This window comes from Streptomyces sp. CB02058 (genome assembly GCF_001905505.1).
Classification (GTDB): Bacteria; Actinomycetota; Actinomycetes; order Streptomycetales; family Streptomycetaceae; genus Streptomyces.
In genome coordinates, this window is record NZ_LIPG01000003.1 from 612484 (window position 1) to 626178 (window position 13695).

At 72.3% G+C, this 13695-nt stretch carries 15 protein-coding genes; 7 read left to right on the top strand and 8 right to left on the bottom strand.

What is annotated here, in order from left to right; translation table 11 throughout:
- Positions 1 to 158: 158 nt before the first annotated feature.
- Both AMK10_RS16280 and AMK10_RS16285 read left to right on the top strand, forming a co-directional pair.
- Positions 159 to 401: a hypothetical protein gene (locus tag AMK10_RS16280; RefSeq protein WP_073748505.1), complete on the top strand. Its 243-nt coding sequence runs from the start codon at positions 159 to 161 to the stop codon at positions 399 to 401.
- 138 nt (positions 402 to 539) lie between these two features.
- Positions 540 to 947 (top strand): rodlin, encoded by a 408-nt coding sequence (locus AMK10_RS16285; RefSeq protein ID WP_073748506.1) that lies wholly within the window; start codon positions 540 to 542, stop codon positions 945 to 947.
- A gap of 76 nt (positions 948 to 1023) precedes the next feature.
- Here the strand turns inward: AMK10_RS16285 and AMK10_RS16290 are convergent, their stop codons facing one another.
- Positions 1024 to 1521, bottom strand: a complete 498-nt coding sequence (locus AMK10_RS16290; RefSeq protein WP_073748507.1) for a DUF5949 family protein — start codon at positions 1519 to 1521, stop codon at positions 1024 to 1026.
- Between the two features lie 316 nt (positions 1522 to 1837).
- Here AMK10_RS16290 and rsgA point away from each other — a divergent pair, with 316 nt between their 5' ends.
- Positions 1838 to 3001: a ribosome small subunit-dependent GTPase A gene (gene rsgA / locus AMK10_RS16295; RefSeq protein WP_073748508.1), complete on the top strand. Its 1164-nt coding sequence runs from the start codon at positions 1838 to 1840 to the stop codon at positions 2999 to 3001.
- A 55-nt stretch (positions 3002 to 3056) separates the two neighbouring features.
- Here the strand turns inward: rsgA and AMK10_RS16300 are convergent, their stop codons facing one another.
- Together AMK10_RS16300 and AMK10_RS16305 are read right to left on the bottom strand one after the other, a co-directional pair.
- Entirely contained in the window at positions 3057 to 3539 is a 483-nt protein-coding gene (locus tag AMK10_RS16300; RefSeq protein ID WP_073748509.1) for a DUF456 domain-containing protein, read from the bottom strand.
- Positions 3540 to 3617: 78 nt separating this feature from the next.
- Positions 3618 to 4604: a helix-turn-helix transcriptional regulator gene (locus AMK10_RS16305; RefSeq protein WP_073748510.1), complete on the bottom strand. Its 987-nt coding sequence runs from the start codon at positions 4602 to 4604 to the stop codon at positions 3618 to 3620.
- Between the two features lie 296 nt (positions 4605 to 4900).
- Between AMK10_RS16305 and AMK10_RS16310 the strand changes: the two genes are divergently transcribed.
- Together AMK10_RS16310 and AMK10_RS16315 are read left to right on the top strand one after the other, a co-directional pair.
- Entirely contained in the window at positions 4901 to 6331 is a 1431-nt protein-coding gene (locus tag AMK10_RS16310) for a protein phosphatase 2C domain-containing protein (RefSeq protein WP_073748511.1), read from the top strand.
- A gap of 61 nt (positions 6332 to 6392) precedes the next feature.
- Positions 6393 to 8135: a pyruvate dehydrogenase gene (locus AMK10_RS16315; RefSeq protein WP_073748512.1), complete on the top strand. Its 1743-nt coding sequence runs from the start codon at positions 6393 to 6395 to the stop codon at positions 8133 to 8135.
- 49 nt (positions 8136 to 8184) lie between these two features.
- Here AMK10_RS16315 and AMK10_RS16320 read toward each other — a convergent pair whose 3' ends face one another.
- Positions 8185 to 8574, bottom strand: a complete 390-nt coding sequence (locus AMK10_RS16320; RefSeq protein ID WP_073748513.1) for a barstar family protein — start codon at positions 8572 to 8574, stop codon at positions 8185 to 8187.
- A 97-nt stretch (positions 8575 to 8671) separates the two neighbouring features.
- On the bottom strand, positions 8672 to 9070 hold the full coding sequence (locus AMK10_RS16325; protein WP_073748514.1) for a ribonuclease domain-containing protein: 399 nt from the start codon (positions 9068 to 9070) through the stop codon (positions 8672 to 8674).
- Between the two features lie 252 nt (positions 9071 to 9322).
- On the opposite strand from AMK10_RS16325, the gene AMK10_RS16330 reads away from it, so the two are divergent.
- On the top strand, positions 9323 to 9733 hold the full coding sequence (locus AMK10_RS16330) for an ATP-binding protein (protein WP_073748515.1): 411 nt from the start codon (positions 9323 to 9325) through the stop codon (positions 9731 to 9733).
- A gap of 45 nt (positions 9734 to 9778) precedes the next feature.
- Here AMK10_RS16330 and AMK10_RS16335 read toward each other — a convergent pair whose 3' ends face one another.
- Positions 9779 to 10864, bottom strand: a complete 1086-nt coding sequence (locus tag AMK10_RS16335; protein WP_073748516.1) for a DUF2637 domain-containing protein — start codon at positions 10862 to 10864, stop codon at positions 9779 to 9781.
- A gap of 204 nt (positions 10865 to 11068) precedes the next feature.
- Positions 11069 to 11917, bottom strand: coding sequence for a (2Fe-2S)-binding protein (locus AMK10_RS16340; protein WP_073748517.1), 849 nt, complete (start codon positions 11915 to 11917; stop codon positions 11069 to 11071).
- Between the two features lie 143 nt (positions 11918 to 12060).
- On the opposite strand from AMK10_RS16340, the gene AMK10_RS16345 reads away from it, so the two are divergent.
- Positions 12061 to 12807: a GntR family transcriptional regulator gene (locus AMK10_RS16345; protein ID WP_073748518.1), complete on the top strand. Its 747-nt coding sequence runs from the start codon at positions 12061 to 12063 to the stop codon at positions 12805 to 12807.
- A 24-nt stretch (positions 12808 to 12831) separates the two neighbouring features.
- On the opposite strand, the gene AMK10_RS16350 is transcribed toward AMK10_RS16345, so the two are convergent.
- Positions 12832 to 13617, bottom strand: coding sequence for a hypothetical protein (locus AMK10_RS16350; RefSeq protein ID WP_073748519.1), 786 nt, complete (start codon positions 13615 to 13617; stop codon positions 12832 to 12834).
- Between the last annotated feature and the right edge of the window lie 78 nt (positions 13618 to 13695).

Consider the following 13695-nt stretch of genomic DNA (forward strand, 5'->3'; position numbering starts at 1 on the left):
CCGTCGGTCGGGAGCCCGGACGAACTGGCCCCACAGCTCTGTCCGCGTCCGGTACGCCCCCCCACGGCCAACCGGTCGGGTAGCCCGATAGTGCGGAAATTGGGCCGGTTGCCCCATCCGTGGCCGACGCGGTCCGCGCGGCCGGGTAGGGGCCCCTCATGGACCCGTACGACAGTCACCACCCGTCCGGCAGCGACCGGCTGCCGGAGAGTTCCACGCCCATCTACGACCGGCTGCTCGCCGAATGGCGCGAGGCCGCCCGGCGCGAGGCCGTGCGTCACCCGGGGGAGACCGCGCTCGGGCCCGCGGGCGCCGCTGCCGTACCCCGCCGCGCGGGTGCCTTCGTCCCGGCGGCTCGTACGGCGGTCGGCGAGGACGGCGCGAGCGGCGCCGGCGGATAACGCCAGGCGGGGGCGCGGGGCACGGTGTTCCGGCGTCGAATTCGGATTCAACCCGTTCGAGTGGTGTAGCGGAACCGAACCCTCCGTTTGGGGTTATCAGTACGTTCCACAACGGGACGCTCCGAAAGGTGAAGCGTGATGAAGAAGATGATGGCCGGCGCCGCAGTTGCCGTGTCCCTGATCGGTCTGTCCGCCGCTGCGGCCCCCACGGCCATGGCGATCGGCAACGACCGCGGCACGACGACGAGCAATGGCAACGGCGCCGAGTCGGAGTTCGGCAACAGCTCGACCAAGGGTGACCAGAGCCCGCAGCTCAGCCTGGTCCAGGGTTCGCTGAACAAGCCCTGCATCGCCCTGCCGGTCAAGGCCAACGTCGGTTCGCTGATCGGTGCCATTCCGATCGCGGTCCAGGACATCAACGTCCTGTCCAACCCGCAGAACCAGCAGTGCGCGGACAACTCCACCCAGGCCAAGGGTGACGAGCCGCTGTCGCACATCCTGAACGACATCCCGGTTCTCTCGGGCAACGGCGTCGGCAACAACTGACGTCGCGAGGCACCGCGGACACGACGATGCCCACCACTCCACGGGGGGTGGTGGGCATCGCCATGGGTCCGGGTGATCAGCCCAGGCTGCGCACGGGCAGGAGGCAGTGGGCCGAGGTCCTGATGACCTCCGGGTCGCCCACGAAGGCGCGCAGCTGCTCCTCGCCGACCGGCTGCCCGGGTACGGCGGCGGGCCACGGCCGGGTGGCGAACATCCCGTGCACCGTGCCCGCGTCGCGCGCCGCGGCCAGCCACTCCGGGGGAACGGTGTACTGCGCCTTGAAGTGAGGCAGGGTCAGCACGACCTGCCCGGCCTGGACGAGCAGCTTCACCGGGAAGTTCGGCATCGATGTCGCGTCCAGTGTCTCGCCGCCCACCTGCAGCCCGCTGCGCTCCAGGGCCGTGTGCATGGCCTGCTCCCCTGCCTCCGGTCCGTCGGGGCCGTCGCCCAGGGAGTAGGCGAGCAGGAAGGCGGTCTCGGGCTCTCCGGGGTTGGAGCCACTCCAGGCGATCAGGATCTGGGTGCCCAACTGGGCTTGCGAGTAAGGGAGGGTGGCGGAATTGGGTGAGGTCATGTCCGGCACCCTAACGGCCTGAGACCGGTCGATGTGCACGCGTATCACCTGATCGTGGAGTATTTCTCTCAACTCAGGTCAAACCACCTGGTCGTGCGCTCGCCCTCGAAAACCTGTTGACGCAGCGGGGAGCACCCCGGCTACTGTGTGCGCAGTTCGAGGAATCAGGAGGTGAGGACATTGATGACTGTCGTTGCGAGGGGCGCTGCCCCCACGAAGCACATCACTCCCACCCCCGTGGCCACCGGCTGACCTCGACCTTCTCTCTCCGCGCCTGAACGCGCCTTGCCGGGGCCGCCCTTGTGAAGGGTCTCCCTTGTCTTTCCCCGTTCTTCCGCTTTCTCCTTCTTCCACCTCGTCGCACCCCCTGACCCCGTACGGCTGGGACGACGACTGGGCCGCCGACTTCGCGCCGTACGCCGAGCAGGGGCTCCTGCCGGGCCGTGTGGTGCGGGTGGACCGCGGGCAGTGCGACGTGGTCACCCCGCGCGGCACCCTCAGGGCGGACACCGCGTTCGTCGTGCCCCGCGACCCGATGCGGATCGTCTGCACCGGCGACTGGGTTGCCGTCGACCCCGACGGCGACCCTCAGTTCGTCCGTACGCTCCTGCCGCGGCGCACCGCCTTCGTCCGCTCGACCTCGTCGCAGCGCTCCGAGGGCCAGGTCCTCGCCACCAACATCGACCACATCGTCATCTGTGTATCGCTCGCCGTGGAGCTGGACCTCGGACGGCTGGAACGGTTCCTCGCGCTGGCCATGTCGAGCACCGCGGGGGCCGCTCTGCTCGGCGACGGGACACAGGCCGAGCGGTACGAGGCGCACACCGTCGTGCTGCTCACCAAGGCCGACCTCGTCCCGGACCCCGTCACGCTGTCCCATCTCGTCGAGGACATCGAGCGCGTCGCCCCCGGGGTGCAGGTGCTGCCCGTCAGCTCCGCCACCGGGGAGGGCGTCGACGTGTTCGGCGCGATCATCGGCGGCGGTACGAGTGTGCTGCTCGGGACCTCGGGGGCCGGGAAGTCGACCCTCGCCAACACGCTCCTCGGCCAGGACGTGATGGACGTGCGGGCCGCGCGTGACGTGGACGGCAAGGGCCGGCACACCACCACCACCCGCAACCTCCTCGTGCTGCCGGGCGGTGGCGTGCTCATCGACACCCCCGGGCTGCGCGGGGTCGGCCTCTTCGACGCGGAGGCCGGCGTCGGCCAGGTCTTCTCCGAGATCGAGGACCTGGCACAGCGGTGCCGCTTCCACGACTGCGCCCACGAGTCCGAGCCCGGATGTGCAGTGCTCGGCGCGATCGAGGACGGGTCGCTGGCCGAACGGCGCCTGGACAGCTACCGCAAGCTGCTCAGGGAGAACCACCGCATCGCGGCCAAGACCGATGCGCGGCTGCGCTCCGAGACCCTGCGCGAGTGGAAGCGCAGGGGCGCGGAGGGCAAGGCGGCCATGGAGCTGAAGCGGGGCCGCACCCGGTAGGGGACGAAGCGGCAGGGGAGTGCCGGGGCGGCAGCCGCCCCGGCACTCCCGCGTCTCAGCCCCAGATGACCGCTCCCAGCCAGGCCCCCACCACCAGCAGACAGCAGAACAGCTCCAGGAGCACCGAGTACCCCGTCGCCCGCATCACGGACTTGAGCGAGGCCAGGCCCGCGGCCCGGCTGCCGAGACGCAGGCGCTCGGCGCCGTAGACCGCGCCCACGTACCCCAGGATCCCGCCCACCACCGGGACCACGAAGAACCCGGCGATGGCCGCGAGCCCGCCCGCCATCAGCGTCTTGCGCGGCGCCCCCGACTCATGGGGGCGCCGCGCGGGCATCAGGGCCTTGAGCGCCTGGTTCAGCAGCAGCAGGCACGTCGAGCCGATCAGCACGGCCCAGGCGACCGGCGTCGGGTCCGTCAGCGCCCACCAGAGCACCGCCGCCCAGACGATCGCCTGCCCGGGGACACCCGGCACCAGCACTCCCACCAGGCCGAGCAGCATCAGAGCCCCGACGGCGACGAGCTGCCACACACTCATTCGACCAGCGTGCCGGAGTCCGCCGGGTCCCGCCCGTCAGCGCGGGTCCCAAAAGGCCCGGAGCGGCGGCCGGCGGAGTCAGCGTGGGGCGCGGGCCACCCATCCGCGTTCGTACGCGTGCCAGCCCAGCTGCAGCCGGGTGGTCACCCCGGTGAGCTCCATGAGTCCCTTCACCCGCCGCTGCACGGTCCGCAGGCCCAGATCCAGCTGCTTCGCCACGCTCGCGTCCGTCAGACCGGCCAGCAGCAGCGAGAGGATCTCCAGATCGGTCGGATCGGCCCCCGGGCCGTTCTCTTCCCTGATCCCGTCCCCGCCGAGCCGCAGCGGCATCGCGTCCCGCCACACCGCCTCGAAGAGACCCATCAGGGACTCCAGCAGCCCACTGGCGTGGATCACCAGGGCCGCGGGTTCGGCCCCGCGGCCGGTCAGCGGCACCATGGCGAGCGACGCGTCGGCGACCACCAGCTTCGTCGGCACCCTGTCCACCACCCGGCACTGCTCGTCGCGGCTCAGCGCCGCCGACAGCTCCACGATGCCGGACGGCAGCGACAGCACGTCCCGCTCGACGACCACGCGGTACGAGACACCCCGCATCGCCGCCCGCTCCTCGGACTCGTTCTCCAGTCCGCTGACCGCGATCGGCTTCCCCGTGACCAGCGCGCAGACCTCCGTGGTGGCGCCCAGTTGCAGCTGGTGGAACCGGTGGGAGACCGCGCTCGCCCCGGTCACCACCTCCACCAGGTCGTGCACCGCGGGTTCGGCCGCCTCGGCCCGGTACTCCTCGGCGAGCAGCGCGGACGCCAGCTCCGCCTGTTCCAGCTCGTGGCGCTGCTGGGTGAGCAGCGCGCCCAGCGCGACCCCGGGCGGCGCGGCGACCCAGCGGTCCGCCCGTGACGAGGACTGGGCCACGAGCCCCTGCTGTTCCAGCCTGCGCAGCGCGCGTTCCGTGTCCGCCTCCGGCTGGGCCAGCCGTCTCGCGAGATCGGAGAGTTCCGCGGCTCCCGCCGCGACCAGCGCCCTGTAGGCCGCCTCCTGTCTCTCGTCGAGACCTATCGCTGACAGCATCCTCGGCCCTCCCGGATCGGTGCTCGCGCGTTCCCGCGCCCGTCGGGCGGGGTGCGACGTGGCGGGAACCGGCCACGGCGTAAACCCGCCGAGGTCATCATGCCCCGTAGCACCGGTCCCTCTGACAGTCTGGCGGCACCGCAGTACCACCCGCCCCGCAGGCGGTGGGCTGATCTCACAGACCGGCCCGCCGGGCGACCTTCCCGTGGGGGGTGGGGACGCTCGGCGGGTCCTACTTCCGGGCCACTTTCGGGATGACCCGGTTTCGTACGCCCCGAGCGGTCGAAAATATGGGCATGAGCCAGCAGGGGGAGAGGCCCGCCGCCCACGAGGACGAGTGGTGGCGCCGGCTGTACGACGAGACCGCGCCGGACACCGGCCCGAGCGGCGCGGCCGACAGTCTCGACGACCGTTTCGACTCGGCGTCGGTCGCCGTGGGCGAGGCTGAGGAGCACGGTGACCACCCGGTCACGGTGGTCCCCCTGCCCGACCCGCGCCTGCCGGAGACGCCGCCCGCCGCGTCCCGGCCTCCGGGCCGCGCGCCGGAGCCGCCCGCGCCGGATCTGAAGGGCGCCCCGCCGGAGCGGAACGCGCCAGGCCCGACGCCGCCCGGGCCTTCGCGCACCCCGCGCACCGTCTCGTTCGGGCGTGCGCCCTGGGAGGCGCCCGACGGGCCGCCTCCCAGGCCCCAGACCTTCGCCGTACGGCCCCCGGCGCCGCCCCCGCCCCCCGAGGCGCCGGCCGAACCGCCCGTGGCCGCCCCGGCGGCGCCCGCGCGTCCCGTGGTCGGGCACATCGGGGACCGGCCGCCGACCTACGACGCGGAGCCCGCCGCCCTGCCCGCCTCGGGGCCCGACGACCTCGACGCGCTCGTCCCCGACACCGTCCTCGACGGCGCCCGCTACGGGACCTACACCCTGCGGGCCGCCTCCGTGCGCGGGGACTCCGCGCGCTTTCGCGGCGAGCCCCGCCGCGACGCCCTGCTCACCGCGCGCTTCGGCGCCGGGGACGGGGCCCTGGTCCTGGTCGCCGTGGCCGGAGGAGCCCGGGGTGAGGAACAGGCCCACCTCGCCGCGGCCGACGCCTGTCGCTGGATCGGCGGATCGGTCGCCCGCAGCCACGCCCGGCTCTCCGACGACATACGGGCGGGACGCAGAGGCGACCTGAAATCGGGTCTGCACCGCCTCACCGACCGTACGTACGGCAAGCTGCGTGCCCGCGCCGCCGAGCTGGGTCTCGAACCCTCGGCCTACAGCGCGGGCCTGCGCTGCCTGCTGCTGTCCGCAGACCCGGAGTGCCGCACCCGGGTCTTCTTCGGCATCGGCCCCGGCGGTCTGTTCCGGCTGCGCGACGGCGCCTGGCAGGACCTCGACCCGGAGCTCCCGGCGACGGGCGGCGGGGCGAGCGAAGCGACCCCCGGCGGGGACCGGCTGACGATGGATCTGCAGATCGCGACGCCCCCGTCCCCGTACGCCGAGGACCCGCCGCAACCGCCCCCCGAGCCCTTCCGCTTCCGCGCCTCCGTCGCCAGGCGGGGGGACACGCTGCTGCTCTGCGGGAACGGCCTGGCCGAACCGATGCGCGGCGAGCCGGCGCTCGCGGAAGAACTGGCGCGGCGCTGGACGGGCGGCAGCCCGCCGGGACTGCCCGCCTATCTGGCCGACACCCAGCTCCGGACCAAGGGGTACGCCGACGACCGCACCAGCGCGGCGGTCTGGGAGGCGTAACGGCGCGGGCCATGGGTTGATGGAGTGCGGGGACAGCCGGAGGCAGAGAGGGCGCGCACCCATGGCCAAGCAGAACGTGTCGGAACAGTTCGTCGACATCCTCGTGCGGGCGGGGGTCAAGCGGCTGTACGGCGTCGTCGGCGACAGCCTGAACCCCGTGGTGGACGCGGTCCGGCGCAACTCCGCCGTCGAGTGGATCCAGGTCAGGCACGAGGAGACGGCCGCGTTCGCGGCGGGCGCCGAGGCACAGATCACCGGCAGCCTCGCCGCCTGCGCCGGGTCCTGCGGCCCCGGCAATCTCCACCTCATCAACGGCCTGTACGACGCTCACCGCTCGATGGCCCCGGTCCTCGCCCTCGCCTCGCACATCCCGTCGAGCGAGATCGGCCTCGGCTACTTCCAGGAGACCCATCCCGAGCTCCTCTTCCAGGAGTGCAGCCACTACAACGAGATGATCTCCAATCCGCAGCAGATGCCGCGTCTGCTCCAGACGGCGATCCAGCACGCGATCGGCCGGGGCGGCGTCAGCGTCGTCTCGATGCCCGGTGACATCGCCTCGCAGCCGGCCCCGGAGAAGTCGATCGAGCACGCGCTGGTCACCTCGCGGCCCTCGGTGAAGCCCGGCGACGAGGAGATCGAGAAGCTCCGCCGGATGATCGACGAGGCCAAACGGGTGACGCTCTTCTGCGGGAGCGGAACGGCCGGCGCCCACGCCGAGGTGATGGAGCTGGCCGAGCGGGTCAAGGCGCCGGTCGGCCACGCCCTGCGCGGCAAGGAGTGGATCCAGTACGACAACCCGTACGACGTCGGCATGAGCGGGCTGCTCGGCTACGGCGCCGCCTACGAGGCGACCAACGAGTGCGATCTGCTGATCCTGCTGGGCACCGACTTCCCGTACAACGCGTTCCTCCCCACCGATGTCCGGATCGTCCAGGTCGATGTACGCCCCGAGCACCTGGGCCGCCGGTCCAAGCTCGACCTGGCGGTCTGGGGCGACGTACGCGAGACGCTGCGTGCCCTGACCCCGCGCGTGAAGGCCAAGACCGACCGCAAGTTCCTCGACCGGATGCTCAAGAAGCACGCCGACGCCCTGGAGGGCGTGGTCAAGGCCTACACCCGCAAGGTCGAGAAGCACGTCCCGATCCACCCGGAGTACGTCGCCTCGGTCCTGGACGAACTGGCCGACAAGGACGCGGTGTTCACGGTGGACACCGGCATGTGCAATGTGTGGGCGGCCCGCTATCTCACGCCCAACGGCCGCCGCCGGGTGATCGGTTCGTTCAGCCACGGCTCGATGGCCAACGCGCTGCCGCAGGCGATCGGCGCCCAGTTCACCGACCGGAACCGCCAGGTCGTGTCGATGTCCGGAGACGGCGGATTCACCATGCTGATGGGCGACTTCCTCACGCTCGTCCAGTACAACCTGCCGGTGAAGGTCGTCCTCTTCAACAACTCCTCGCTCGGCATGGTCGAGCTGGAGATGCTGGTCGCCGGGCTGCCGTCGTTCGGCACGACCAACAAGAACCCGGACTTCGCCGCGATCGCCCGGGCCTCCGGGGCCTTCGGCGTGCGGGTGGAGAAGCCCAAGCAGCTGGAGGGCGCGCTCAAGGACGCCTTCCGGCACAAGGGGCCCGCGCTCGTCGATGTGGTCACCGACCCGAACGCCCTCTCCATCCCGCCGAAGATCAGCGCCGACATGGTCACCGGCTTCGCGCTCTCCGCCAGCAAGATCGTCCTGGACGGCGGGGTCGGCAGGATGCTCCAGATGGCCCGCTCCAACCTCAGGAACGTGCCGCGTCCCTGAGGGAGGCCGCCCCGGGCCTCGCTGCCCCCGGGCCTGTGCGCCCGGGAGTTCAGCCCAGGCGCAGGGTTCCGGGTGCCGTCCGTTCCGTGATGATCCCGACCAGCTGGTCGAAGAGCGTCGGTCCGCGCCCCGCCCGGGCCTCGGCCAGTTCCCGTTCGAGGCGGCCCCGGTTGGTGGGGTGCGCGCGGGGGAGCAGCCGTTCCAGCCGGCGGGCGGTCTCTTCGTGGCCCAGGGCGCGGGCGGAGCGGGCGTGGTCGCGCCACTCGATGACGAACGAGCCGTCGTCCGGGGTGCCGAAACCGCCGCTCAGGCAGTCCGCGAAGGCGTCGAGACCGCGGCCGAAGTAGCCGCCGGGGCCGTTCACCGCCTCGCCGATCGCGTCCCAGAAGCTCTCCAGGCCGGTGATGCCCGAGCCGTCGATCACATAGGTCACGGTCATGCGTGGAGCGTACAAGCGCGCTCTTCCCGGTCGCCGGTCCGAGGGCCCGCGCCGCAGGTGGGGGACTACGGCGCGGACCGGACCGGGGGAGTGCGGATCAGCAGTCGTGGTCGACCAGGTCGAAGGACTCGTAGTGGTCCGCGGTGTAGTAGTCCTCCTCGACCGCCTCACCGGTCACGATCCGGCGGGCGCCGCGGTCCGAGGAGCCGGGCGTGATGACCGTGTACTCGTGGTAGTAGCCGGTGCTCCGGCTCGGGAGCAGAGCCTCCCGGTTCTGGAAGACGGTGCCGTCCTGGTCGTACGGGAACGGCCCGCCCGCCTCGATGAGGTCGAGCGTGTCATGGGCCTGGGACGGCAGCGCGGAGTAGCAGACGCTGCCGACGGCGGCGGTCGAGGGGAGGCCGGCCGCCGAGGCGGTGACCGGGCCGCCGACGAAGAGTACGGACAGGAGGGCGGCGATGCCGCCGAGCGTGGTGATCCGTGGGGGGATTCGCATGACCCCTATGATGACGCGCGTAGATCCCTATCCGTCAACGCCAACTCATGTGAATTTTTCGGAAGTTAACGGTGAGTAGGAAGACGTAACGACCCTGTCGTCCGGCCGGTGTTGTGCGGCCGTCCGTTCATATGTTGACGCCTGGAGAAGCGTGACGGCTCCCCGGTGGGGCATGCATTCCGTGTGAGCGTTCGAGACCTGACGGAACGGACCGGGATCGAAGGAGATTGATTCACCGTGCGCACGGGGGACATGACGATGCGGCAGGAGAGACCGCCGGTGCGACTGCACCGCAGACTCGGGCACACCGACCTGTCGGGGGTGGGGAACATACGCAGCGACCTGCGGGAGTTCCTGCGCTACCGGGGGCGCCCGGAGGAGACCGAGATCGCGGAGCTCCTCCTCAGCGAACTGGTGACGAACGCCCTCATCCACACGAGGAACGGCGCCGTGGTCACCGTGACCTCCGGACCCACGCGCCTGCGGGTGGAGGTGCGTGACTTCGTGGTGGGGCAGGAGCCCGCGCCGTACGTACCGAACGCCGACGACGGTACGCACGGCAGGGGACTGCTCCTCGTCCAGAGCCTGGCGGACTCCTGGGGAGTCACGACTCAGGCGCTGGGCAAGGTGGTCTGGTTCGAGCTGCACGGCGGGAAGCCCTGAGGCTCGGAGCCCCAGGACCGGACCCGGGGCTCCGAGCCCGCAGGCTCAGCCGAACTGCTGCTCCAGATCCTTCAGTTTCTGCTCCAGCGAATCCAGCCGGGGCAGGGCCTGGGTGTCGTCCTCGGCGGTGAGGTCGACGGTCGCGGGGTCACCGCTCGTGGTCTGTCCCGAAGTGCTCCTGGAGTTCGAGCCGTTCACGGCTTGCAGGGATGGCCGAGGGCGAAGTGGCAGTTGTCCCGGCTCTGTTATGGCAGGCTCCGCGACGGCCGGAGGGCCGCCGCCCGATGCCGGGGCGATGGCCTGGACGTCCACCTGGCGATCGGTGCGGCCACCGCGCGTCCAGACGCGGTTCTGCCGGTTCAGGGCCTTGATGCGGGCCCGGTCCAGCTTGGCCTGGTCCTTCCGGCGGTGCCGGTCCTGCTCCTTCTCGCGGCGGTCCTCGCGTACCTCGTCCACCGCCTCGTCCAGGGTGCGTACGCCCTCCAGGAGCATCAGCGACCAGGCACCGAAGGTCTCCCTGGGGGCACGCAGCCACCGGACGATGCGGATCTGCGGCAGCGGGCGGGGCACCAGGCCCTGCTCGCGCAGTGCCGCACGGCGGGTCTGCTTCAGCGCACGGTCGAACAGCACGGCCGCCGAGAGCGACATTCCCGCGAAGAAGTGCGGGGCGCCCGCGTGGTCCATGCCGCGCGGCGCGTGCACCCAGTTGAACCAGGCGGCCGCGCCGGCGAACGTCCACACCAGCAGCCGGGAGCCCAGCGCGGCGTCGCCGTGGCTGGCCTCGCGCACCGCGAGCACCGAACAGAACATGGCGGCCCCGTCGAGGCCGAACGGCACGAGGTACTCCCAGCCTCCGGAGAGGCTGAGGTTTTGCCGGCCGAAGCCGACGAGCCCGTGGAAGGAGAGTGCGGCGGCAACCGCGGCGCAGCAGAACAGCAGGACGTACGAGGCGGTGGCGTAGAGCGCCTCCTTGCGCCTGCGGCGCTCCTCGCTGCGTTCCCAGCTGTCGTCGGCCGCGGCCTTCTCAGCGGCGCGCCTGCCGCGCGCGACCACCGTCACCGCCGCCATGACTCCCACGAGCAGCACGGCGCCCGGAAGCAGCCAGTCAAGCGATATGTCGGTCAGTCTCATGCGCGGTCCCTTGCGTCACGTAGGGCGTTTCGGGCGCCATCGTGACGGAAATACCGGGCCGCTCAGCGGGTTTCCGGGCAAGTGAACGCCATTGGGGTGACGGGGCTCATCGATGGGCGGAATCTTCTCGAACGCCCATGGGGTGAAACCGAGTTGCGTTCGAATTCCGGTCGCCCGGCCGGGTGGTGTGAGCCGCCGAGGGGATCAGGCGGCGGCGGCCAGCTTCCGGACCCGGTCCGCGTCGCACGTGCGCGGGCAGGTCACACAGGTGTCCTCGGGGCGCAGCGTGTAGAACATGCAGCAGCTGGCCCGGTCGCGCGTCGGCAGCGATTCGCCGTCGGGGCCGGTCAGTTCGCGGAAGCCCGCGGTGCCGACGTACGGCTTGGTGGTGCCCGGGAGCAGGAGTTCGAGCTCCCTCATCGCCCGGTTCTCCTCGCCGAGCAGATGCGCGATGTACCAGAGGCCCTCGACGATCTCGTCGGTCGCCATGCCCCACAGGGCGCGCTTCCCGCGCCGCATGCGCGGCCGGAAGCCGTCCAGCACCGGGCCGATGTGCTGTGCCACGGCGTCGAGGACCTCGGCCCGCAGCGCGGCCTCGTCGGGGACGACGCGGGCTCCCGGCAGCGTGGCCGCCGGGTCGTCGGGCAGGCAGGCGAACTCGCTCACACGGAGGGTCAGACGGCCCAGGCCCCGGTGGAAGGCGACGTCCGCCACGGGGACCCTCGGCACCCGGCGGTGCGTGAACCACGGCAGGGTCACCAGGAGGCAGGCGGGCCACGCGTAACGGTGGAGCCCGAAGCTCGCCACCACGTCCGGGCGGGCCCGCGTGCCGTAGTCCCGCAGCACCTGCGCCTCGTCCCAGGCCAGGAAGTCGTCCAGCTCCGCGCCGCCCGCGGCGAGCTCCGCCGCGCCGACCCACCCGGCGCCCGAGGGCGCGGCGACGTCATCGGCGAGCACCTCGGCGCGCAGGCCGGGGAAGACCTCGGCCAGACGCGCGTACGCCGCCGTCAGCGGGGACGGGGCGGTGGCGGCGAGCAGGGCGGGCACGGTCATACGGGGACCACCGAATCACGATCTTCTACAGGTAAGCCTTACCTTACCCGAAGTGATCGGTGTTTGAACTGAGGCCCGCTCCGCCTATCGTGCACAAGGGGCCCGGCGCACGCGAGTCGGCCCGCCAGTGCGAGGAGGTTCCGGTGGAGCAGGGCAGAGCGCGTGGAACCGCGCGGCCGTACGCGTCCGCGGGCACCCCGTCCGACATCCGCGTGCCCGAACAGGCGCGCGGCGAGCACACCCACTGCGAGCCGCCCGCGCCGCGGGTGGTCCAGCGGCACTCCGTACGCGGCCAGATCCTCGACGCCCTGCGCGCCGCGCTCGTAAGCGGCGAGCTGGCCCCGGGGCAGGTCTACTCCGCCCCGGCGCTCGGCGCCCGCTTCGGGGTGTCCGCGACGCCGGTGCGCGAGGCGATGCAGCAGCTGGCCGCCGAGGGTGCCGTCGAGACCGTGCCGAACCGGGGCTTCCGGATCAGCGAGCGGGCCCCCCGGGACCTGGCGGAGCTCGCCGAGGTGCGGGCCCTGCTCGAGATCCCCGTCGTACTGCGGCTCGCCAGGACCGTACCGGCGACCGGCTGGTGCGCGCTGCGCCCGCTGGCCGACGCCACCGTCGCGGCCGCGGCGGTCGGGGACCGGGCGGGCTACGCGGAGAGCGACCGCGCCTTCCACAGGGCCGTCCTCGCGCTCTCCGGCAACCAGCAGCTCGTGGCGGTCGCCGACGATCTGCACCGCCGCTCCCAGTGGCCGCCGGCCGGCGCTCCGGGGGGCCGCGGGGCGGACCTGCTCGCCGACGCCTCGCAGCACACCGCCCTGCTGGACGCGCTGATCGCCCGGGACCTCCCGGTGGTCCAGGCCCTCGTGCGCGAGCACTTCAGCGGCGCGGAGGCCTGAGCGCTCCCCGCGCCCCCGCGCCGGTCAGTTCGCCTCGGCCGTCTCCGGGTCCGGCGGCTCCAGCCGGGGAGCGAGCCAGGTCGGTACGCCGCCGAGCAGCCGGAACAGCCGTCCCGCCTCCGCGCGCAGCCGGGCCGCCGCCTCGGGTTCCGCCTCGGCGTCCGCGAGCGAGATGAGCGCCGGCGCCGTACCGACGAGATAGCCCAGCTCCTCCCTTATCCGCAGCGACTCGGCGAAGCCGTGCCGGGCCTCGGCGAGCTCGCCCTCACGCAGGGCGAGCGAGGCGAGATGGCGCCAGGTGAACGAGAGCAGCAGTTCGTCACCCCGGGCGGTGGCCCCGGCGTGCGCCCTGCGGTAGGCGGCGCGGGCGGACTGCGGGGAATCGGCGATGTTCTGGGCGATCAGCCCCCGGCGGAAGTCCAGCAGCGGGCGGCCGGGAGCCGAGGGGGAGAGCAGGGCCGCGGCCCTGCTGAGGGCCACGCTCGCCTCGTCCGCCCGGTCGCGCGCCCCGAGCAGGGTGGAGGCGTACGCGAGATAGCCGCGCTCGCACGCGGCGGCCCCGCGCTCGGAGTCGTCATGGGCGAGCGCCTCGGCCGCGCGCAGCGCGTCCTCGGCGTCGGTCCAGCCGGCGCCGGTGTACAGACACCGCTCCGTCAGCAGCGAGGTCCGCTGGAGGGCGGCGGCGTGGTCGGTGGCCGCGTGCGGTTCGAGCAGTGCGGCGGCGTCCGTCCAGCAGGCGCGTGAGCGCAGCCGCCATACCGCGGTCTGGAGCGGAGGATCGTCATCTTCTGTCGTTCCGGAACCAGACATGGCGGTATGCGCCACGTTGCCCTCCCCGAGCGCGCCATCGAGCTGTGGAGGCCGATCTGCGAGTGACGGTCGGCCTGG

Coding starts and splice junctions, on each gene's coding strand:
- AMK10_RS16280 (WP_073748505.1), top strand. CDS start 159: ATGGACCCGTACGACAGTCACCACCCGTCCGGCAGCGACCGGCTGCCG.
- AMK10_RS16285 (WP_073748506.1), top strand. CDS start 540: ATGAAGAAGATGATGGCCGGCGCCGCAGTTGCCGTGTCCCTGATCGGT.
- AMK10_RS16290 (WP_073748507.1), bottom strand. CDS start 1,521: ATGACCTCACCCAATTCCGCCACCCTCCCTTACTCGCAAGCCCAGTTG.
- AMK10_RS16300 (WP_073748509.1), bottom strand. CDS start 3,539: ATGAGTGTGTGGCAGCTCGTCGCCGTCGGGGCTCTGATGCTGCTCGGC.
- AMK10_RS16305 (WP_073748510.1), bottom strand. CDS start 4,604: ATGCTGTCAGCGATAGGTCTCGACGAGAGACAGGAGGCGGCCTACAGG.
- AMK10_RS16310 (WP_073748511.1), top strand. CDS start 4,901: ATGAGCCAGCAGGGGGAGAGGCCCGCCGCCCACGAGGACGAGTGGTGG.
- AMK10_RS16315 (WP_073748512.1), top strand. CDS start 6,393: ATGGCCAAGCAGAACGTGTCGGAACAGTTCGTCGACATCCTCGTGCGG.
- AMK10_RS16320 (WP_073748513.1), bottom strand. CDS start 8,574: ATGACCGTGACCTATGTGATCGACGGCTCGGGCATCACCGGCCTGGAG.
- AMK10_RS16325 (WP_073748514.1), bottom strand. CDS start 9,070: ATGCGAATCCCCCCACGGATCACCACGCTCGGCGGCATCGCCGCCCTC.
- AMK10_RS16330 (WP_073748515.1), top strand. CDS start 9,323: ATGACGATGCGGCAGGAGAGACCGCCGGTGCGACTGCACCGCAGACTC.
- AMK10_RS16335 (WP_073748516.1), bottom strand. CDS start 10,864: ATGAGACTGACCGACATATCGCTTGACTGGCTGCTTCCGGGCGCCGTG.
- AMK10_RS16340 (WP_073748517.1), bottom strand. CDS start 11,917: ATGACCGTGCCCGCCCTGCTCGCCGCCACCGCCCCGTCCCCGCTGACG.
- AMK10_RS16350 (WP_073748519.1), bottom strand. CDS start 13,617: ATGTCTGGTTCCGGAACGACAGAAGATGACGATCCTCCGCTCCAGACC.